This window comes from Streptomyces sp. NBC_00704 (assembly GCF_036226605.1).
In the GTDB taxonomy this organism is placed as follows: Bacteria; Actinomycetota; Actinomycetes; order Streptomycetales; family Streptomycetaceae; genus Streptomyces.
Genome location: NZ_CP109000.1, coordinates 2,302,581 through 2,321,254, shown reverse-complemented (window position 1 = coordinate 2,321,254; position 18,674 = coordinate 2,302,581). Strand labels below are relative to the sequence as shown.

Annotated in this window: 18 protein-coding genes and 1 other RNA gene; 5 read left to right on the top strand and 14 right to left on the bottom strand. The window is 74.8% G+C overall.

Translation table 11 applies throughout. From position 1 onward, the window contains the following. Positions 1–14 precede the first annotated feature (14 nt). Complete coding sequence (yaaA, locus tag OG802_RS10260) at positions 15–797, bottom strand: peroxide stress protein YaaA (RefSeq protein WP_329409301.1); 783 nt, start codon at positions 795–797, stop codon at positions 15–17. Positions 798–882: 85 nt separating this feature from the next. Then, entirely contained in the window at positions 883–1,242 is a 360-nt protein-coding gene (locus tag OG802_RS10255; protein WP_329409299.1) for an aromatic-ring hydroxylase C-terminal domain-containing protein, read from the bottom strand. Between the two features lie 15 nt (positions 1,243–1,257). Between OG802_RS10255 and rnpB the strand changes: the two genes are divergently transcribed. Continuing rightward, positions 1,258–1,660, top strand: an RNA gene (gene rnpB / locus OG802_RS10250) — RNase P RNA component class A. A 388-nt stretch (positions 1,661–2,048) separates the two neighbouring features. Here the strand turns inward: rnpB and OG802_RS10245 are convergent. The 8 genes from OG802_RS10245 to OG802_RS10210 all read right to left on the bottom strand — a co-directional run bounded on the left by OG802_RS10245 (position 2,049) and on the right by OG802_RS10210 (position 10,246). Next, positions 2,049–2,375 (bottom strand): Fic family protein, encoded by a 327-nt coding sequence (locus OG802_RS10245; RefSeq protein ID WP_329417013.1) that lies wholly within the window; start codon positions 2,373–2,375, stop codon positions 2,049–2,051. Positions 2,376–2,432: 57 nt separating this feature from the next. After that, entirely contained in the window at positions 2,433–2,621 is a 189-nt protein-coding gene (locus OG802_RS10240; protein ID WP_329409298.1) for a hypothetical protein, read from the bottom strand. Further along, entirely contained in the window at positions 2,618–2,968 is a 351-nt protein-coding gene (locus OG802_RS10235; RefSeq protein WP_329409296.1) for a type II toxin-antitoxin system Phd/YefM family antitoxin, read from the bottom strand. The genes OG802_RS10240 and OG802_RS10235 overlap by 4 nt, the downstream gene beginning before the upstream one ends. Before the next feature lie 323 nt (positions 2,969–3,291). Further along, complete coding sequence (locus OG802_RS10230; protein WP_329409294.1) at positions 3,292–5,499, bottom strand: bifunctional serine/threonine-protein kinase/ABC transporter substrate-binding protein; 2,208 nt, start codon at positions 5,497–5,499, stop codon at positions 3,292–3,294. Next, a complete protein-coding gene (locus tag OG802_RS10225; protein ID WP_329409292.1) occupies positions 5,499–8,207 on the bottom strand; it encodes a protein kinase domain-containing protein in 2,709 nt (902 codons plus the stop codon). Before OG802_RS10225 ends, OG802_RS10230 begins: the two co-directional genes overlap by 1 nt. Further along, the gene (locus OG802_RS10220; RefSeq protein WP_329409291.1) at positions 8,207–8,818 is read right to left on the bottom strand and encodes a hypothetical protein; all 612 of its coding nucleotides are present in this window, start codon (positions 8,816–8,818) and stop codon (positions 8,207–8,209) included. Before OG802_RS10220 ends, OG802_RS10225 begins: the two co-directional genes overlap by 1 nt. A gap of 479 nt (positions 8,819–9,297) precedes the next feature. Next, the gene (locus OG802_RS10215; protein ID WP_329409289.1) at positions 9,298–9,669 is read right to left on the bottom strand and encodes a MazG-like family protein; all 372 of its coding nucleotides are present in this window, start codon (positions 9,667–9,669) and stop codon (positions 9,298–9,300) included. 31 nt (positions 9,670–9,700) lie between these two features. Then, positions 9,701–10,246, bottom strand: coding sequence for a DoxX family membrane protein (locus OG802_RS10210; RefSeq protein ID WP_329409288.1), 546 nt, complete (start codon positions 10,244–10,246; stop codon positions 9,701–9,703). 244 nt (positions 10,247–10,490) lie between these two features. Here OG802_RS10210 and OG802_RS10205 point away from each other — a divergent pair, with 244 nt between their 5' ends. After that, positions 10,491–10,817 carry a nuclear transport factor 2 family protein gene (locus tag OG802_RS10205; RefSeq protein ID WP_329409287.1) on the top strand — a complete coding sequence of 109 codons (327 nt, stop codon included), beginning with the start codon at positions 10,491–10,493 and terminating at the stop codon, positions 10,815–10,817. Positions 10,818–11,183: 366 nt separating this feature from the next. Here OG802_RS10205 and OG802_RS10200 read toward each other — a convergent pair whose 3' ends face one another. The 4 genes from OG802_RS10200 to OG802_RS10185 all read right to left on the bottom strand — a co-directional run bounded on the left by OG802_RS10200 (position 11,184) and on the right by OG802_RS10185 (position 15,914). Continuing rightward, entirely contained in the window at positions 11,184–11,939 is a 756-nt protein-coding gene (locus tag OG802_RS10200; protein WP_329409286.1) for an SDR family oxidoreductase, read from the bottom strand. Positions 11,940–12,093: 154 nt separating this feature from the next. Next, positions 12,094–13,080, bottom strand: a complete 987-nt coding sequence (locus OG802_RS10195; protein ID WP_329409284.1) for a small ribosomal subunit Rsm22 family protein — start codon at positions 13,078–13,080, stop codon at positions 12,094–12,096. Positions 13,081–13,476: 396 nt separating this feature from the next. Continuing rightward, positions 13,477–14,670, bottom strand: a complete 1,194-nt coding sequence (locus OG802_RS10190) for a serine hydrolase domain-containing protein (protein WP_443055441.1) — start codon at positions 14,668–14,670, stop codon at positions 13,477–13,479. Further along, the gene (locus tag OG802_RS10185; protein WP_329409282.1) at positions 14,598–15,914 is read right to left on the bottom strand and encodes a multidrug effflux MFS transporter; all 1,317 of its coding nucleotides are present in this window, start codon (positions 15,912–15,914) and stop codon (positions 14,598–14,600) included. Before OG802_RS10185 ends, OG802_RS10190 begins: the two co-directional genes overlap by 73 nt. A gap of 87 nt (positions 15,915–16,001) precedes the next feature. On the opposite strand from OG802_RS10185, the gene OG802_RS10180 reads away from it, so the two are divergent. The 3 genes from OG802_RS10180 to OG802_RS10170 all read left to right on the top strand — a co-directional run bounded on the left by OG802_RS10180 (position 16,002) and on the right by OG802_RS10170 (position 18,614). After that, positions 16,002–17,003, top strand: a complete 1,002-nt coding sequence (locus tag OG802_RS10180; protein WP_329409280.1) for a Gfo/Idh/MocA family protein — start codon at positions 16,002–16,004, stop codon at positions 17,001–17,003. Between the two features lie 91 nt (positions 17,004–17,094). Next, entirely contained in the window at positions 17,095–17,727 is a 633-nt protein-coding gene (locus OG802_RS10175) for a TetR/AcrR family transcriptional regulator (RefSeq protein ID WP_329409279.1), read from the top strand. Between the two features lie 149 nt (positions 17,728–17,876). Then, a complete protein-coding gene (locus OG802_RS10170; protein ID WP_329409278.1) occupies positions 17,877–18,614 on the top strand; it encodes a bifunctional DNA primase/polymerase in 738 nt (245 codons plus the stop codon). Positions 18,615–18,674 lie beyond the last annotated feature (60 nt).

The window sequence follows — 18,674 nt, the reverse complement described above, 5'->3', positions numbered from 1 at the left end:
CCGGGGCCGGTCGGTCAGTGGACGTCGTCCACCAGGACGTCCAGCGACCACGCGGTCCCCGGACGCGCCGGAGCGTGCTCCTCGACCGTGTAGCCGAGATCCCGCAAGGCCTCCACCAGCTCGGCCGGGCCCTTGGGCGCGATCCCCGCCGTCAGCAGGGCGCGGACGATCCGCCCCTTGGTCGCCTTGTTGAAGTGGCTGACGACCTTGCGGGTCGGCGCGTGCAGGACCCGCACACCGGCCGTCCGCTCCGCGATCTCGCCCTTCGGCTTCCACGCCGCCGCGTACGCCGCCGACCGCAGATCAAGCACCAGCCCGTTCCCGGCGGCCTCGGGCAGCACGGACGCCATCGGCCCGCGCCAGTGCGCGCCCAGCGCCCCCAGGCCGGGCAGCCGCACGCCCATGGAGCACCGGTACGAGGGGATCCGGTCCGTCACCCGGACCGCGCCCCACAGCCCCGAGAACACGAGCAGCGACCTGGCCGCGCGCCGCTTCGCCGCGGCGTCCAGGGAGGCCAGGCCGAGGGCGTCGTACAGGACGCCCGTGTAGATCTCCCCGGCGGGACGGGCGCCGGCGGTGCGCAGCCGGGTGTTCTTCGCGACCTCGCCGCGCAGCCCCTCGCTCAGCCCCAGCACTTCGCACGCCTTGTCCTCGTCGGCGGCGCACAGCTCGACCAGCTCCTCGAGGACCGCCTCGCGGGCGGGGCCCAGCCCGGGCAGCGAGAGCCCCTCCGGCTTGAGCGGGGCGCCGCGTCCGGAGGACGCCTTGCCTTCGGAGGGCGGCAGCAGGACCAGCACGGGACATCTCCTCACATCGAGCTCAGCAGCACAGCGTACGGCGTGCCGCCGAAGGCCCCCGCCCCCGCGTCGACGAGAGGGCCGGTCAGGCGGCGGGCGGGCCGAACCACCGCTCCAGGGCCGCCTCCAGGGTGTCCTGCGGGACATGCCCGGGGTCCGCGGCCCAGGCGACGCATCCGTCCGGCCGCACGAGGAGCGCCGTGAGACCGGAGCGCTCGCGGGCGGTCCGGGTGCGGACGTCCACCTGACCGGCACCTTGACCGGCATCCTGCCGGCGCCCGATCCGGCATGGAACCGGCCCCGGACGGGTTGCGCCGGTGCGCCGTCGGCGCGGTCCTCCCGCTCCCCTTCGTCCCGCTCCCCTTCGCCCTGCGCCGACGCGGCCTCGCGGCCTCGGTCCTCGCGACGGCGGCCGGACCGAAGCGCGACGTGCGCCCGGTAGCATGGTCGGCACGGCAGACGAGCCGGGCGGGCGGCCGCGTGGAGTCCCTCACGGGACTTCCCGAGGAACGTCCGGGCTCCACAGGGCAGGGTGATGGCTAACGGCCACCCGGGGTGACCCGCGGGACAGTGCCACAGAAAACAGACCGCCGAGGGCTCCGGCCCCCGGTAAGGGTGAAACGGTGGTGTAAGAGACCACCAGTGCCCAGGGCGACCTGGGCAGCTAGGTAAACCCCACCCGGAGCAAGGTCAAAAGGAGCACCGTGAAACGTGCTCTGCGCGGACGTTCGAGGGCTGCCCGCCCGAGTCCGCGGGTAGACCGCACGAGGCCGGCGGCAACGCCGGCCCTAGATGGATGGCCGTCACCGAGGCCCTCGCGAGAGACCTCGGCACAGAACCCGGCGTACAGCCCGACTCGTCTGCCTGCAAGTCCAGTGAGATGCCCTGGGGGCGTGGACGTCTATCCAGCCAGCAACGCGAAGTGCCTGGCCTTCGCGCACGAGCCCCCGGCGCTGCAGCTCCTGTAGGCGATCCGCAGCGTGCCGGAAGTGGGACGAAGGGATCATTGAGCCTCGCCGAGGGGTGCCAGGTGCCAGGAGTTTCGCCGTTGCGCTGGCCGGCCGGAAGGCCGGGCGTTGTCGCGGTAAGATCTCGATTCTGCCGTGGCCATGTGGTGCCGAGTCAGGTTCAGCTGAGTTCGGCCCGATGATTGTCCAGCGACTGCGGACCGGGACCGGCGTGGTCAGGGAGCGCGCACTCCATCGGAGGGCCTGGCACGCGCAGGCGCCTGCCGGGCAGGAGAAGGCTGCGTCACTCTGTGGTGATGATGAGCTCGTCGAGTTGCTGCGCCAATAGGCTGTTGTCACCCAGGAAGCTCTTCACCGAGGCGTCCTCGTTGCGCTGGGGGTCTGTTCCCGACCAGTTCAGGTCGTAGCCCGCGTCCGCGCTGAGCTGGGTCAGGAACGCCCGCTGGGTGCGGCCGTTGCCCTCGCGGAACGGGTGGAGGACGTTCAAGTCGCCGTACAGCGCGGCAAGTCGAATGACGAATTCCTGCCGGGGGAGATCCCTTAGGTAACCGGACGAGGCGAGCGGCCGAAGACCTCTCCGGCGTAGGGCACCAGGTTTCTTGCAGGGCAGAACGGTGTGCGCTTGGCGATGTTCACGGTGAGTAACTCACCTGCCCACGGATAGATGTCACCGAAGATCGCGGCATGGAACGCTTGGAGATGGCCGAGGTCGTACGCGCCGGGTAGAGGGGCGCTCGGCGAGCATGACGAGGCGCGCCCGGGTGATGTCCGCCTCTGCTGCCGCGAGCAGTTGATGGTCGGTGATGCCGAGGTTGTTGCGCAGCACGCCGTTGGGCATGGCGTACGGATCGTTCACCCTGCCCGCCGCTCCGAAGTCTGTCGGTGGCGGGCCACCGCGCGCGCGACAAGGGTGTCCGCGTCGATGTCGCCCTTCACGTACGCCTCGCTGTCGCGGTCTGAGGCATTGGAGGCCCGGAGCCCCTCGGCCTCGATGGAGCCGGTGGCCGAGGCGACGGCTGCACGTCGTGCCGCTCGGCCGCTCAGGGCTTCGAAGGCCTCGACGGACAGGAGGACGCCCTGGGGCTTGCGGTGGGCGCCGATCAGGATCGGGGTGGCATCAGCGCCGGACTCCGACAGGTCGGTCAGAATCCGTGACAGTCTCGCGCGCGCGTCGCTGACCGTCACGACCTCAGGGATCTCCATGCTGTCACCGTACTCGTATAGAGGCTTGATTCTGTACAGATTCTAGTACGGATTCCGGTGAGTGTCTCGCCCGCCCGAGAAGGGGGCGAGGAACCTCCTGCTTCGGCGTCCAGATGACGAAGCAGTCGTTCGCGAAGACCGTCTCAAAGGCCATCCCCCTCGTCGGGGCCGCCGTCTCCGGCGGGCTCGCCTTCGCCACCTACTTTCCGATGGCCAAGAGGCTCAAGAGGCACCTTTCCAGCCTGCCTCTGGCCGGACGCCCTCGATGCAGGTGGGCGACGGCCCGCCTTCGCTGTGATCGCCACCATGCCGACGGATCTGTCTCACGACACCGCCGCCTCCAGGTACTGGCCGAGGTAGCGGAACGCGCCCCCGGTGACCTCGTACAGGAACATCGCGTCGTCGTTGTAGCCGCGCGACGTGCGGAACTGGACGGTACGAGTGATCCCGGTGTGCGCGACCTCGGGCAGTCGGCGGGCGATCGCGCCGCGCTCGCGCAGGGCCGTGCCGCCGCGGGTGCAGGCCTCGGCCAGGAACATCACCGCGTCGTAGGCCTCCGCCGCGTACCAGCCGGGGGCGGCGCCGAACCGGGTGCGGTAGGCGGCGACGAAGGCGCGGGCGGACGGGCGCGCGACGGGGTCGACGAACGAGGTGGCGAAGACCCAGCCGGTCGCCGCCGCGCCGGCGGCGGAGAGGAAGCCGGGGCCGAAGGCCGCTTCCGTCGCCATACGGGCGCCGGTGAACCGGGCCGCCTTCAGGGCGGAGGCGATACCCGCGGTCCGCGCCGGATCGCCCGTGCACACAACGGCGTCCGCGCCCCAGGACAGCACCGACGCGGCCAGCGCCGCGTAGTCGGTCCTCCCGGCGGCCACGCTCGTCAGCGTGGCCGCACGGCCGGCGTTCTGCAGCCCCCGCTGGGCCAGGTCGCACAGCTCCCAGGCGGCGTCGCCCTGCGCCCGGTCGTCCACCAGGAACACCTTGCGCGCGTCGACGTGCCGGCTGAGATAGCGGGTGCAGGGGGCGGCGAGGAGCGTCCTCTCGACGTGCAGCGCCGCGTGGGAGCGGAACTGGTCGTAGCCGAACGACCTGCCGTCGAGCTTGAGGTCCACCGAGACGGTGACCACCGGCATCGTCGCCCGGGTGTACGCGGACTCGGTGCGCAGGAAGCAGGCGTCGCTGGTGGGCCCCAGCACCGCGAGGACGGAGGTGTCCTTCACCAGCCGCCCGGCCAGGCTCGCGGCCCGGGCCGGGTCGCCGCCGTCGTCGTACGGGACCAGCTTCAGACGCAGGGGCCGGCCGCTCTGGGCGTTGATCTGCTCGACGGCCAGCCGGGCCCCGTTCAGCTGGGCATGGCCGCCGGTCCTCGCGGGGCCGCTCAGGTCGCCCTGGAACGCGACGACCAGTTCCGGACGCGTGCCCGCCGCGGGCGGCGTCGTCGGCGTACCGCGACGGGTGCTCCACCACCAGGCCCCGCCGCCACCGGCCGCCAGAACCCCGGCCGTCGATCCGAGGCGCAGGAAGCCGCGACGGCGCATTCCCGGTGCGACGGGCGCAGTGACCCCGACGGCTGTCATCGTCGCGGCGTCCGAGGATCCCGTGCTCGCCGGGGTCGAGAGCTGGGTGGGCTCGATCGCGCCGATGGCCAGCACGGCGGCGGAGCGTTCGCCGATCAGGCGGACGACCGGCTCGGGCAGCCAGCTCACCTCGGCGTCCGGGCCGGAGCCGGCGCCGGCTCCGAGTTCCGCTCGCAGCCGGGCGAGGTCGGGGCGGCGGGCCGGGTCCTTGTGCAGACAGGCTCTGAGCAGCATGGCCAGGTCGTCCGGGATCGCGGCGGGGTCCGGCTCCTCGTAGACCGTGCGCAGCAGCACGCCGGCCGCCCCGCCCGCGCCGAACGGGCGCACCCCGGTCGCGGCGAACGCCAGCACGCACGCCAGCGAGAACACGTCGCTGGGCGGGCCGATCTCCCCGGACCGCGCCCGCGCCTGCTCCGGTGAGAGGAAGCCGGGCGAGCCGACGATCACGCCGCTGGAGGTGAGCGCGGTGGCCTCCGGGGCCCGGGCGATGCCGAAGTCGATGAGCCGGGGGCCGTCCGGCGCCAGCAGGATGTTGCCCGGCTTCACGTCGCGGTGGACGAGACCGGCCGCGTGCACCGCGTCGAGCGCCTCGGCCAGCCGCCGGCCCAGCACCCGCACCGAGGCCGGGGCGAACGGGCCGAAGACGTCCACCGTCTCGGCGAGGGACGGACCCGGGACGTATGCGGTCGCCAGCCACGGCGTCTCCGCGTCGGCGTCCGCGTCCAGCAGCGGGACCACCCACGGGCTGTCCACCCGCCGGGCGGCCTCCACCTCACGGCGGAACCGGGCCCGGAAGCCCCGTTCGTCGGCGTAGGACGCCCGGACCGTCTTGACCGCGGCGACGCCCCCGCCCGGCGCGCGGGCCAGGAAGACGACGCCCATCCCGCCGGCGCCCAGCCGCCGGAGCAGCCGGTAGCGGCCCAGCCGGGACGGGTCGGCGGAGCGCAGCGGTTCCATCAGACCGTGAGCGGCGCCGGGCCGCCGTACACGAAGTCGCCCTGCTCGACGCGCCAGAGGAAGCCGCCGGTGCCGTCGATGACCATGAGACCGGTCCTGACCATCTTGCCGGTCTGCTCGAACGCGAACGTCTTCGTGATGCCCTCGTACTTCCCGGTCTGCACCGCCGCCAGCAGGTTCTTCCTGGTCCTGCCCGCCGCCGGCAACCGGGACAGCGCCGTCAGCAGCATGCCCGTCACGTCGTAGGCCTCCGCCGCGTACCGGGGCGGCGCCTCCTTCCACCGCTCGCGGTAGGCGGCGGCGAACTTCCTCGCCTCGGGCTTGCCGGTCGCGTCGATGACGGGCGCCACCATCGCCCAGCCCTCGGCGGCCTCCTGGGCCCGCGTCAGGAAACGGCCGTCGAGCAGCGCCGGGCCGGACACCCGCGCACCGCGAAAGCCGCGCTCGCGCAGCGTCGAGGCGATCAGCGCCCCCCGGTCCGGCAGACCGGCGAAGAACACGGAGTCGACGCCGGCGGAGAGCACCGCGTCCACCGCCGTGCCGAAGTCGCGGCGCATCGCGCTGACCACCTCCGGCACCGGCGGCTGCCCCGCGTTGCTGAGCTGGGTGGCGAGGGCGGTGCCGAGATCCGTCCCGTACGTGCCCGCGGGACGATCGACGACCAGGCCGACCTTGCGTGAACGGCCGCTCCCGCGAAGGTAGTTGCTGAGGTACACGCCGAGCACCGAGTCGGGCAGCCGGCCGAGCAGGAACGAGCGGAACCCCTGGAGGACGAGGCTGATCGCACCGGGGGAGACGGCGACCACCGGCAGCAGCCCGGCGTCGTACTTCCCGAGCGCCGCCTGCGCTGTCGCGTCGGTCGTCGGGCCGACCACGGCGAGGACCGCCGGGTCGCCCGCCAGTTCCGCCGCGAGCCGGGCCGAGGCCGCCGGGTTGCCGCCGTCGTCGACGGTCCTGACCCTGACGGTGAACGGGGCGTCGGCGCGCGCGTTGAACTCGGCGACGGCCAGCCGCAGTCCGCGCTCCTGCGCCCTGCCCGTGTCCCGCTGCGGGCCGCTGAGGTCGCCGTGCAGCGCGACGGTGTGCACGGGGCGTCGCGCCGACGCGGCGGCGGCCGGGCTGCCGCCTCCCGTGCCGTCGTCGTCCCGGGCGGCGGCCCACCAGGCCCCGCCCCCGGCCGCCGTCAGCGCGACGGCCCCGCCGGCCAGCAGCAGGAACCGGCGCCGGCCGGCCGCACGCACGCCCTCCGCCCCGCCCTCCGCCTCCGCCGCCGGGCCGGCCGCCGTCCCTTGCGTGTCGGCCTCCGCCCGTCCCGCGCCGGCCGTGTCACCCGCACCGGTCTCCGCCCGGCCGGTGCCGGACCTCCCGGCCGTGTCCGGCGACGGGGCGGGTCCGGGGACGGACGCGGGAGCCGCGTCGGACGGGGCTTGGGTGTGCTCGATGTCCGGCAGCGCGAGCGCGGCGGCCGACCGCTCGGCGATCAGCCGCGCGACCGGCTCCGGCAGCCACCCGTCGACCTCCGCGTCCCGCGGGCCGTTGTCACCGGCCACCGCGTCCCGCGGGCCGTTGTCGGCAGTCCCCGCACCGCCATGTCGGCCGTCACCGGCCACCGCGTCCCGTGAGTCGTTGTCGGCAGCCCTCGTATCGCGCGGGCCGCCGTCACCGGCCGCCGTGTCGCGCGGGCCGCCGTCACCGGCCGCCGTGTCGCGCGGGCCGCCGTCACCGGCCGCCGTGTCGCGCGGGCCGCCGTCACCGGCCCCCGTGTCGCGCGGGCCGGCGTCACCGGCCCCCGTGTCGCGCGGGCCGGCGTCACCGGTCGTGGTGTCGCGCGCGTCGTCGTTCGCGGCCGCCGCCGCGTCCTGCGGGCCGCTGTCGGCCGGGGCGGTGGTGCGCGGGTCGCGGAGGGCCGCCAACCGGCGTGCCAGCAGGGCGGTTTCGGGGCGCCGGGCGGGGTCCTTCGCCAGGCAGTCCTCCACCGCCTCGCGCAACCGCGGCGGGATCCCGTCGAGGTCCGCCGGGTCGTGCACGGCCCGGTACAGCAGGGCGTCGACCGGGCCCGTGCCGAACGGCGGCCGTCCGGTCGCCGCGAACGCCAGGACGCAGCCGAGGGAGAACACGTCGCTCGCCGGGCCGATGCCGTCGCCGCCGGGTCCCGTGGCCTGCTCGGGCGACAGATAGCCGGGGGTGCCGACGACCAGCCCGGTCGCGGTGAGCGCGGTGTCCTCCGGCGCGCGGGCGATGCCGAAGTCGATGAGGCGGGGCCCGTCGTGCGCGATCAGCACGTTGCCCGGCTTGAGGTCCCGGTGGACCAGTCCCGCCCGGTGCACCTCGCCCAGCGCCTCGGCCAGCCGGGCCCCGAGCAGCCGCACGCCGTGCTCCGCCAGCGGGCCGTGCGCGGCAACCGCCTCGGCCAGGGACGGGCCGGGCACGAACGCGGTCGCCAGCCACGGCGCCCCGGCGTCCGGGTCGGCGTCCACCAGCGGCACCGCCCACGGACTGACGACCCGCCGGGCGACCTCGACCTCGCGGCGGAACCGCTCCTTGAAACCGGGCTCCTCGGCGTACTCGGCGAGCAGGACCTTCAGCGCCACCAGCGCGCCGCCCGGCGTGCGCGCCAGGTACACCACACCCATGCCTCCGGAGCCCAGCCGCCCCAGCAGACGGTGGCCGGCGATCCGCGAGGGATCGGAAGGACGCAACGGCTCCATCAGTTCTTCCCCCCGAGCTCGGACTCGATCCGGCCGAGCATGGTCGTCAGGGCGTACGACGCGTACCTCGTCAACTCATCCTCCCGGTAACCGGTCGCGCCCATCACGGCCACCGCCACGGTGACCGGGCCGAGCCGGGCGACATTCCAGCGGTACGGCTGCGGGACGTTCCCCGTGAGGTAGGAGCCGATCTCCAGCACCGAGTCGTCGGCGTAGGTGTTGCCGTTCTGGCCGTACGGGGTGGCGACCGACGCGAGCTGCGAGATCCGCTCGTCGGTGCGGACCTGCTGCTCCCGGCAGCGCAGCGCGTCCTCCAGGGTGGTGGCCAGCTGCTCGTCGGCGGCCCCGACCGTGGCGTGCACGGTGACCGACGCGGTCACCTTCAACGTCCCCCTGCCGTCCGTGCCGGGCAGTTCGCCGTAGCGGGACGACGAGGCCAGCACGCTGCCCGGCAGGGGCCGGCGCTGCCAGCTGCACCGCGCGTCGAGCACCGCGACGGTGCCGGGGGCGCTCGCGGCCGGCCGCTGGGCCCGGAAGCCCGGCCCCCAGCCCTCCGGCCGCAGCACGACCGCCTGCGCCAGGGCGTCGGCCCGCGGCCTGGTCCGGGGCACCCTGGCGGGGTCCGCCCTGAACGGCGTCGGTGTGGGCGTCGGCGTCGCGGCGCCCCCGCCCGGCCCGGCGGCGGCGGGTGAGCCGGACGCGGACGGCGCCGGGGACCGGCCGGACGCCGAGGGGCTCGGCCCCGCTGCCTCGCCGCCCCCCGCGCCGCAGCCGCCCACGAGCAGCGCCGCCCCGGCCGCCGCGGCGGCCGCCCGTACCGGCCAGGTGGTCCTGTGTCTGCGCGCCTCGTTCACTATGCCCGCCCCCTCCGCCTCAGCGGCCCCCGCTTCACGTGCGGTGATCGTACAGAGGCACGCGGACGGCGTACGGGCGGTTGCACGAACCGGGGAAACGTTCGAAACGACCGCCGCCGGGGGCACCGCCGGGGCACGGAGGGCGGTCCGCAGGGGACGGCTGACGGTTCGTAGGCCGCGGCTGACGGTTCGTAGGCCCGGCGGACGGCGGTTCGCAGGCCGGGGCGGACGGTTCGTCAGGTGGGGCGGTCGCCCACGTCCCCGTCGCCCAGGGACCGGTCCGCCACCCGCGCCAGGTGTCGCGCGAACACCGCGGGGGCGTCGGGCGTGAGGGTGCGCAGCGCGACCAGCGCCGTGACGACCACGTCGCACAACTCGGCCTGGACGTCCTCCCACGTGTGGTCGACGCCCTTGCGGGGGTTCTGGCCGGTCGCGCCGATGACGGCCTGGGCGACCTCGCCGACCTCCTCGGACAGTTTCAGCACGCGCAGCAGCAGGCCCTCGCGGCCGTCGTGCGCCCGGTTGTCGTCCAGCCAGGTCCGCAGTGCGTCGACGGTGGTCCACACGTCGGCGCCGGCCCACCGGCCGTCGGGGTAAGGGGTGTCCATGACGGCAGCCTGCCAGGGCGTGCCTCGCGGGTCACTCGTCGAACAGCGACTCCTGCTCGCCCTCGGCCTGCCTGCGCAGCCGCTGGTTGCGCAGGCCCACCACCACCGCGGTGACGGCCGCCGTCGCGCCGAGCGCCGCCGGGACCATCCAGCCGCGGTCGACGGTGTGGCCGAGGGCGTGGTCCAGGGACAGCCGGCCGGGGCCGGCGACGGCGAGGCCCGCGGCGGCCAGGCCCAGGGAGGCCGCGTGTTCGTAGCCGCCGCTCGCCGCGAAGAAGCCGTTGGGGGTGTGCACGGCGGCCGCGCCCGCCATCGCGCCGGCGGCCGCCGCGCCGGCCGCCGGGGTGGCCAGCCCCAGCGCGAGCAGGGTGCCGCCGCCGGCCTCCGCGAGGCCCGCCGCCGTCGCGCTGGCCTTGCCGGGCGCGTAGCCGACGGACTCCATGAACTGCCCCGTTCCCTCGAGGCCGTGGCCGCCGAACCAGCCGAACAGCTTCTGCGCGCCGTGCGCCGCCAGCACTCCGCCGGTGCCCAGCCGGAGCAGCAGCAGGCCCAGATCACGTCGGTCGTAACAGGTCACGGTGACTCCCTGAACAGACAGCAGGAACAAGCGGAAACGGCCGGAACGGGAACGCAAGCGGAAACGGCCGGAAGGGAACGCAAGCGGCAACGGGTGGAGCGGGTCGCGAGGATCGGGGTGGAACGCCGCGGACGTCTCTCATGCCTCTCACGCGTTTCCACCGTCGCACCTCTCACACCCGCCCGGCCCCTTCTGGAAGCCGTTCGGGTGGCGGGGCCCGGCCCGCGGTGTGAGTGTGGCCCGTATGGCGATCCAGACCGACAGACTCAGCGACCCGGCCGTGCGGGCCTTCGTCGCCGCCGTCAACGCCCATGACGAGGAGGCCTTCCGCGGTCTCCTGACCCCCGACGCGACCATGGCGGACGACGGCTCCGACCGGGACCTGGCCGAGTGGGCCGACCGGGAGATCTTCTCCTCGCGCGGCCACATCGACGTCACCAAGGAGTCGGACGGAGGGCGCTCCCTGCTCGCGGACTACCGCAACGACACCTGGGGCGAGATGCGCACCCGCTGGAGCTTCACCGTCGCGGAGGACGGCCGGATCTCCCGGTTCGAGACCGGGCAGGCGTAACGGCTCCCCGGGCCGACGCCCCCAGTCGGCCGATCCCCTCCGCGGAGAGGATGTGCCCGCCCGTGCCCGCCCGTGCCCGTCCGGCGGGAGATGGTGCGGCAGCCGTCCCGCGGCTCCGGTGTGCACCTCGCGGTCCCTTGCGAGGTCCACCCCCACCCGGAGTCGTGGGACGGCTGCCCCTCCCCCTCGGTATGGCTCTTACGGTCCCGCCGTGCGGAACTCATGTGCCGCACATGTGGAGTTCCTGTGCAGAAGAGTTGAGCATAGGCCCGCCATCGGCCGCAATGGTGCGGACCGGTAAATTCCGGTTGTGCAGGTTGACGAGTTGACGACCCGGTTGACGACCCGTGGGCCGGGACGGCCCCGTCAGCCCCGCCCCACGTACGGCATCGCGGTCGCCATCACCGTCGCGAACTGGACGTTCGCCTCCAGCGGCAGTTCGGCCATGTGCCGCACCGTGCGCGCCACATCGGCGACGTCCATCACCGGCTCCGGCGCGGTCTCCCCGTTCGCCTGCGGCACGCCGGTCCGCATCCGGTCCGTCATGTCGGTCGCCGCGTTGCCGATGTCGATCTGGCCGACGGCGATCCCGTACGCCCGCCCGTCCAGCGAGAGGGACTTGGTCAGGCCGGTCAGCGCGTGCTTGGTCGCCGTGTAGGGGGCAGAGCGCGGCCGGGGCGCGTGCGCCGAGACCGAGCCGTTGTTGATGATCCGTCCGCCCCGAGGTTCCTGTTCCTTCATCAGCCGGTACGCGCCCTGCGCACACAGGAACGCCCCGTTGAGGTTCGTGTCCACCACGTGCCGCCAGGCGTCGAAGGGGAGGTCCTCGAACGGCACGCCCCCCGGCCCGAACATGCCGGCGTTGTTGAACAGCAGGTCCAGCCGCCCGAAACGCTCGCGCACGGCGGTGAACAGGGCCGTCACGTCCTCCGGGCGTGAGACGTCCGTCCGCACGGCGAGACCGGGGCTTCCGGGCGCCAGCGCGGCCGTCTCCTCCAGCGGCTCGACGCGCCGCCCGGCCAGCGCCACCGACCAGCCCGTGCGCAGCAGTTCGACGGCCACGGCGCGGCCGATGCCCGATCCCGCGCCCGTGACGACCGCGATCTTCGTCTTCGCATCCATGGGCCCGCAGCGTACGGGAGGGCCGGGCGGGCAGCCGGGGTCCGGCATGCGGGACGTTTCCGTCCGCCATTCGGCCGTCGCGTGCAACCAGTCGTGAGGACTCCGCCGTCAGGACCCGGCGGACCCGGCGGACCCGGCGTCAGGACTCCTCCGTTCAGGCCTCCGGCGGCCAGGCGTCGCCCCAGTCCGCGTCCCGCGCCGCCCGGTACAGCTCGCCGTGTCGCTTCGTCACCGTCGTACGGCTCAGCCGCTCGTCGGTCTCGCACAGGTCGAGGAGCACCTGGCCCTTGCGGATCTGCGGCCGCCGCACGACGCGGGAGGGGGCCGGGGAGACGGGGAAGCGGGCGGCCGCCACATAGCTGAACTTCTCGTCCTCGTAGGGCAGCGAGCCGCCCTTGACCTGCCGGTGCAGGGAGGAGCGGCTGACCCGCGCCGAGAAGTGGCACCAGTCCGACCCGGGCGCGATCGGGCAGGCCGCGCTGTGCGGGCACGGCGCGGCGACCCGGAAGCCGGCCGCGATCAGCCGGTCGCGGGCCTCGATCACCCGCGCGTACCCGTCGGGCGTGCCCGGCTCCACGATCACCACGGCCCGCGCGGCCGACGCGGCGGCGTCCACGAGGGCGGCCCGGTCGGGCGCGGCCAGTTCGTTGAGGACGTAGGAGACGGTGACGAGGTCGGCGCTCTCCAGCGTCAGCGACGCGTTGATGCGGGCGCGCTGCCAGCGGACGTCCCCGAGCGCCGGGTGCGCGGCGGCCACCTCGCGGCCCAGGGCCAGGGCGGGCTCCGCCCAGTCGAGCACGGTCACCGGGCGGGCCCCCGGCCAGGTCGCGTTCACCGCCCAGGTCGCCGCGCCCGTCCCGCCGCCGACGTCGACGTGGCTGTCCGGCGTCCACCCCGGAGCGGCGTCGGCGAACGCCTCCAGCGCCGAGCGCACCGCCTCGAACGTGGCCGGCATGCGGTACGCGGCGTAGGCGGCGACGTCCGCGCGGTCGCGCAGGATCGGCGCGTCGGTCGGGGTCGCGCCGCGGTAGCTGGCGATCAGCCGGTCGACGGCCTGCGAGGCCTGCTTGGGCGGCAGTCCGTCGAGAAGGTCTCCGAGGGCGGCACGGAGGGTCTCGGCGGCGGATGCGGAGAGGTTCACGCACCGATTTTCTCAGGCCGCGGGCCCGGCCCTCCCCACGAGCCCCACCCGTCGCGGGCTCCGCCGGGCATCCGCCTCACCACGAGCCCCACCCGTCGCGGGCTCCGCCGGGCATCCGCCTCACCACGAGCCCCACCCGTCGCGGGCCCCGCCGGGCCTCCGCCTCACCACGAGCCCCACCCGTCGCGGGCCCCGCCGGGCCTCCGCCTCCCCACGAGCCCCACCCGTCGCGGGCCCCGCCGGGCCTCCGCCTCCCCACGAGCCCCACCATGCCTGAGCCCGGTCATCCGCTACACGCGCTGCACCTGCTGCACCACGAGCCCCACCCGTCCCGGCCCCCGCCGGGCATCCGCCTCACCGAGGGCCCCGCCGGTTCCGGGCCCGGTCCGGGCCCAGTCAGCGCACCGCCATCGCCATCCGGGTCCCCGCCAGGGCGCGCGGCGCGCTGTCGGGCGTCCGGCGCACCGGGTGGACGGTGTTCGCCAGCAGCACCACGAAGGTGTCCGTCGCCGGGTCGAGGACCAGCGAGGTCCCGGTGAACCCCGTGTGGCCGGCCGCGCCCTCGCCGGCCAGTTCGCCCATGAACCACGGCTGGTCCACCGCGAAGCCCAGCCCCGGCGGCGTCAGCAGCAGTTCCACGAAGTCGGGGCCGAGGACGCGGGCGGGACCGTACGAGCCGCCCGCCAGCAGCGTCCGGCAGAACACCGCCAGGTCGCGGCCGGTGGAGAACAGGCCCGCGTGACCGGCCACCCCGCCCAGCGCCCACGCGTTCTCGTCGTGCACCACGCCCCGCAGCATCCCGCGGTCCGCCTTGGCCCACGGCCGCCGCTGGTCCTCGGTGGCGGCCGCGCCGGGGCAGGGCCCGAACGAGGTCGAGGTCATGCCCAGCGGACGGGTGATGCCCTCGTGGATCAGGACGTCCAGCGTGCGCCCGGTCAGCCGCTCCAGGAGCTGTTGCAGCAGCAGCATGTTCAGGTCGGAGTAGAGGTACTCGCCGGGCTCGCCGGCCGGCTCCTCGGCGCGCAGCAGCTCCAGCCGCGCGGCGTCGTCCGGGCAGTCGTACAGGGGCAGCTCGGGGCGCAGCCCGGACGTGTGGGTGAGGAGTCGGCGGACGGTGACGTCGTGCGCGGCGGCCGCGGTGAAGTCGGGCAGGTAGGCCCCGACGCGGGCGTCGATGCCGAGGGTGCCCCGCTCGATCTGCTGGACCGCCGCGACGGAGGTGAACAGCTTGGTGAGGGAGGCCAGGTCGAACGGGGTGTCCACGGTCATCGCGACCCGAGCCGCGGGCGGCAGCTCCACACCCGCGTCGGCCGCCGGATCGTAGGCCGCGTACCGCACCGCCCAGCCCACGGCTTCCTCCACGGCGATCACCGGGCCGCGCCCGGCGACCACGACGGCGCCGGGCGCCCAGGGCCGGTCGCCCGCCGTGAGGTCGGCGACGTCACGGACCAGCAGCCGCGTCTCCTCCGGGTCGAGCCCGGCCCGCTCCGGAGTGTCGACGCGCAGTCTCGGTGCGCTCAGTTCTCTTCTCCCGCTCTCGAAGGTTCCGGACCCGGGTGAGCGCCGTCGGGCGTCCCCGGGTCCGTCCAGGGACGGCACATAACCACGAAGCAGGCCGAGGCCACCAGTGCGGCGGCCACCTGGACGACGGCCATCGGGACGGCGCTGCGCTCCCCGGCGATCCCGACGAGGGGGGTGGCGATCGCGCCGATCAGGAACGAGGAGGTGCCCAGGAGGGCGGAGGCGGAGCCGGCCGAGTGCCGGACCCGCGTCAGGGCCAGCGTCTGCGCGTTGGGCAGCGTCACGCCCATCGCGGACATCAGCACGAACAGCGCGGCGGCCACCGGGGCCAGTCCGGGTTCGCCGAACACGCCGGTCGTCATCAGCAGCAGCGCGGTCGCGGCCAGCGTGACCGTCGCCAGGCCGCCCGCCAGCACCCGGTCCAGCCGCACCCGCCCCACGAGGATCTTGCCGTTGACCTGGCCGGCCGCCACCAGCCCGACCGAGTTCGCGCCGAACAGCAGGCCGAACGTCTGCGGCGAGGCGCCGTAGATCTCCTGCATCACGAACGGCGAGGCCGAGATGTACGCGAACAGCGCGGCGAAGGCGAAGCCGCCGGTGAGGACGTAGCCGGTGAACGGGCGGTCGGACAGCAGCCGGCGCATCGAGCGCAGGGCCTCGCCGGTCCCGCCCGCGTGCCGGTCCTCGGCGGGCAGCGTCTCCGGGAGCCTGAACCAGACCAGGACGGCCAGCAGCAGCCCGATCGCCGTGAGCAGCGCGAACACGCCCCGCCAGTCCGTCGTCCGCAGGATCTGCGCGCCGATCAGCGGCGCCACCACCGGGGCGACCCCGGAGACCAGCATCAGGTTGGAGAAGAAGCGGGCCATCGCCACGCCGTCGTAGAGGTCCCGGACGACGGCCCGCGCGATCACGATCCCGGCCGCGCCCGCGAGCCCCTGGAGCAGCCGGAACGCGATCAGCGTCTCGACGGTCGGCGCCAGGGCGCACAGCGCGGTCGCCACGACGTACACCGCGAGCCCGGCGAGCAGGGGGCGTCTGCGGCCCCACCGGTCGCTCATCGGGCCGACGACCAGTTGCCCCAGCGCCATGCCCGCCAGGCACGTGGTGAGGGTGAGCTGCACCGTCGCCGCGGGCGCGTGCAGGGTGCGGGTGACCTCCGGCAGCGCCGGGAGGTACATGTCCATCGCCAGCGGGGGAGTGGCGGTCAGCCCGCCGAGGACGAGGGTGACGAGCAGCCCCGTCGTGCGCCGGCCGCGCGGCGGCGCGAGGACGGCTGCCTGCGGCGCCTCGGGTACGGTCCCGCCCTGCGGCATGTGGTTGCCCCTCCCTCTGCGACGTCCCGGCCACCTATGCTCTCAGCTCGAACACACTGACGGGACGGCACGAGGGCGGGGCAGGGTATGACGACGGACACGGTGCGGTGGGGGATCCTGGCGACGGGCGGCATAGCCGGCGCGTTCACGGCGGACCTGATCGACCTGCCCGACGCCGAGGTCGTCGCGGTCGCCTCGCGCAGCGAGGCCTCCGCCAAGGCGTTCGCCGACCGCTTCGGCATTCCGCGGGCCTACGGCGACTGGGCCGCCCTCGCGGCCGACGAGGACATCGATGTCGTCTACGTGGCCACCCCGCACGCCGCGCACCGCACCGCGGCCGGCCTGTGCCTGGAGGCCGGGCGCAACGTGCTGTGCGAGAAGGCGTTCACGCTGAACGCGGGCGAGGCCGAGGAGCTCGTCGCGCTGGCCCGGAGCAACGGCCGCTTCCTCATGGAGGCCATGTGGATGTACTGCAACCCGGTCATCCGCCGCCTCAAGGCCCTCGTCGACGACGGCGCGATCGGCGAGGTCCGCACGGTGCAGGCCGACTTCGGCCTCGAGGGGCCCTTCCCGCCCTCGCACCGGCTGCGCGACCCCGCGCAGGGCGGCGGCGCCCTCCTCGACCTCGGCGTCTACCCGGTCTCCTTCGCCCACCTGCTGCTCGGCGAGCCCTCGGGCATCGCCGCCCAGGCCGTGATGTCCGCCGAGGGCGTCGACCTGCAGACGGCGCTGGCGCTGTCCTGGGACTCCGGTGCGCTCGCCACGCTGCACTGCTCGATCTCCGGCGGGACCGGCACGACCGCCTCCGTCACCGGTTCGAGCGGCCGCATCGACATCCCGTCCGGCTTCTTCCACCCCGACCGGCTGGTGCTGCACCGGGCCGGCCGGGACCCGCAGGAGTTCGCCGCCGACCCGGCCGACGGCCCCCGTACGACGTTCCGGCACGAGGCCCGCGAGGTCATGCGCGCGCTGCGGGCCGGTGAGACCGAGTCGCCGCTGATCCCCCTCGACGGAAGCCTCGCCGTGATGCGGACGCTGGACGCGGTCCGCGAACGCATCGGCGTCCGCTACCCGCAGGAAGCCTCCTGATCGGTCGCCGGCCCCCCCTGAGGCGCGGGTCCCGGCGCCCGTCCGGACCGCTCGCGAGACGCGTCGTCTCACAACTTGGTACCGTCGGGGCATGGTCACCCAGCCCGGCAAGCCGGCCCCCGACACCAGCCGTCGCAGCGAGCGGTCCCGGCGCGCCATCTACGACGCGGCCCTCGCGCTGGTGGCGGAGGTCGGCTACCCGAGGACCACGATCGAGGGCATCGCCGCCCGCGCGGGCGTCGGCAAGCAGACCATCTACCGCTGGTGGGGGTCGAAGGCCGACGTCCTGCTGGAGGCGTTCCTGGACCTCGGCGACCAGGCCGCCCGCGAGGCCGGCCCGGCCGGGGGCGAGCCCTACGCCATCCCCGACACCGGTGACCTCGCCGCCGACCTCAAGGCCGTCCTGCGGGCCACCGTCGACCAGCTGAAGGACCCCCGCTTCGAGGCGCCCTCGCGGGCGCTGGCCGCCGAGGGCGTGGTGAACGAGCAGGTGGGCCGCGAGTTCACGGCGCGGCTGCTGGAGCCGTCCATCCAGCTGTACGTCGACCGGCTGCGCTCGGCCCAGCGGGCCGGCCAGGTCCGCGCCGACCTCGACCCGCGCATCGCCCTGGAGTTCTTCATCTCCCCGCTCGCCCAGCGCTGGCTCCAGTACACGGGACCCATCACCTACGAGTACACCGACGCCCTGGTCGACTACGCGCTCCACGGCCTCGCCCCCCGCTGACCGGACCGGGGTTCCGGGGCACATCGGCCGCACATGGACCGCTCTGGCCACACCCGTCCCACCTGCCCCGATTCACGGGCAGGGGCCCCGATGCGCCGGAAGGTGCGACGATAGGGCATGCTGGCCGCACCAGCGAGGCGAGGGGACAGATGAGCGCGGAGTTCGACGGCCGGACCGGACTGTGGGGAAGACTCACGGAGTGGCTGCGCGCGAGCGGCCCGACCGAGGCCGCCGACGGCGGCGACCGTGAGGCCCTGCTGCTGGCCGCCGCCGAAGCGGGCCTGCCGCTGGCGCCCGCCGCGCACCCGGCTCCGGGCTACGGCTGTTCCTGCGACCGGGTCGGCTGTCCGACCCCCGCCCGCCACCCGGTGTCCTTCGCCTGGCAGACGCAGTCCACGACCGACCGCGCCCAGGTCGAGCGCTGGGCCCGGCACCAGCCTCAGGCCAACTTCATCACCGCCACCGGCACCACGCACGACGTCCTCGACGTGCCCCTGGAAGCCGGCCGGGAGGCCCTGGAACGGCTGCTCGGCGCGGGCGTCGCGGTCGGCCCGGTGGCCGAGAGCGACGACGGACGCCTGCTCTTCTTCACCCTCACCCGCGGCACCCCCGAGGACGAGGACGAGTGGTGGCCCTGCGAGCTGGACTGCCACCCCGAGACCATGGACGAGCACCCCGGCCTGCGCTGGCACTGCCGCGGCTCCTACGTCCTCGTGCCGCCCGCCCGCCTCACCGGTGAGGACGACCGGACCGTGCACTGGCTGCGCGGACCCGAGCACCCCCTGCCCGACCCGCTGACCCTCCTGGAGACCCTCACCGACGCCTGCGCCCGCCACACCGGGCAGGGCCAGGACCACTCGACGGGCGCCTGGCCGCTGAGCCGGTGACCGCGAGGACGCGCGGGCCCGAGCGCGGTACGTCCGGCCGCTACGGCGAGGGCGAGGGCG

Bases quoted from the DNA above. Each gene is read 5' to 3' on its own strand.
- OG802_RS10255 (WP_329409299.1), bottom strand. From the start codon at position 1,242: ATGCTACCGGGCGCACGTCGCGCTTCGGTCCGGCCGCCGTCGCGAGGA.
- OG802_RS10235 (WP_329409296.1), bottom strand. From the start codon at position 2,968: ATGGAGATCCCTGAGGTCGTGACGGTCAGCGACGCGCGCGCGAGACTG.
- OG802_RS10230 (WP_329409294.1), bottom strand. From the start codon at position 5,499: ATGGAACCGCTGCGCTCCGCCGACCCGTCCCGGCTGGGCCGCTACCGG.
- OG802_RS10225 (WP_329409292.1), bottom strand. From the start codon at position 8,207: ATGGAGCCGTTGCGTCCTTCCGATCCCTCGCGGATCGCCGGCCACCGT.
- OG802_RS10215 (WP_329409289.1), bottom strand. From the start codon at position 9,669: ATGGACACCCCTTACCCCGACGGCCGGTGGGCCGGCGCCGACGTGTGG.
- OG802_RS10205 (WP_329409287.1), top strand. From the start codon at position 10,491: ATGGCGATCCAGACCGACAGACTCAGCGACCCGGCCGTGCGGGCCTTC.
- OG802_RS10200 (WP_329409286.1), bottom strand. From the start codon at position 11,939: ATGGATGCGAAGACGAAGATCGCGGTCGTCACGGGCGCGGGATCGGGC.
- OG802_RS10185 (WP_329409282.1), bottom strand. From the start codon at position 15,914: ATGCCGCAGGGCGGGACCGTACCCGAGGCGCCGCAGGCAGCCGTCCTC.
- OG802_RS10180 (WP_329409280.1), top strand. From the start codon at position 16,002: ATGACGACGGACACGGTGCGGTGGGGGATCCTGGCGACGGGCGGCATA.
- OG802_RS10175 (WP_329409279.1), top strand. From the start codon at position 17,095: ATGGTCACCCAGCCCGGCAAGCCGGCCCCCGACACCAGCCGTCGCAGC.
- OG802_RS10170 (WP_329409278.1), top strand. From the start codon at position 17,877: ATGAGCGCGGAGTTCGACGGCCGGACCGGACTGTGGGGAAGACTCACG.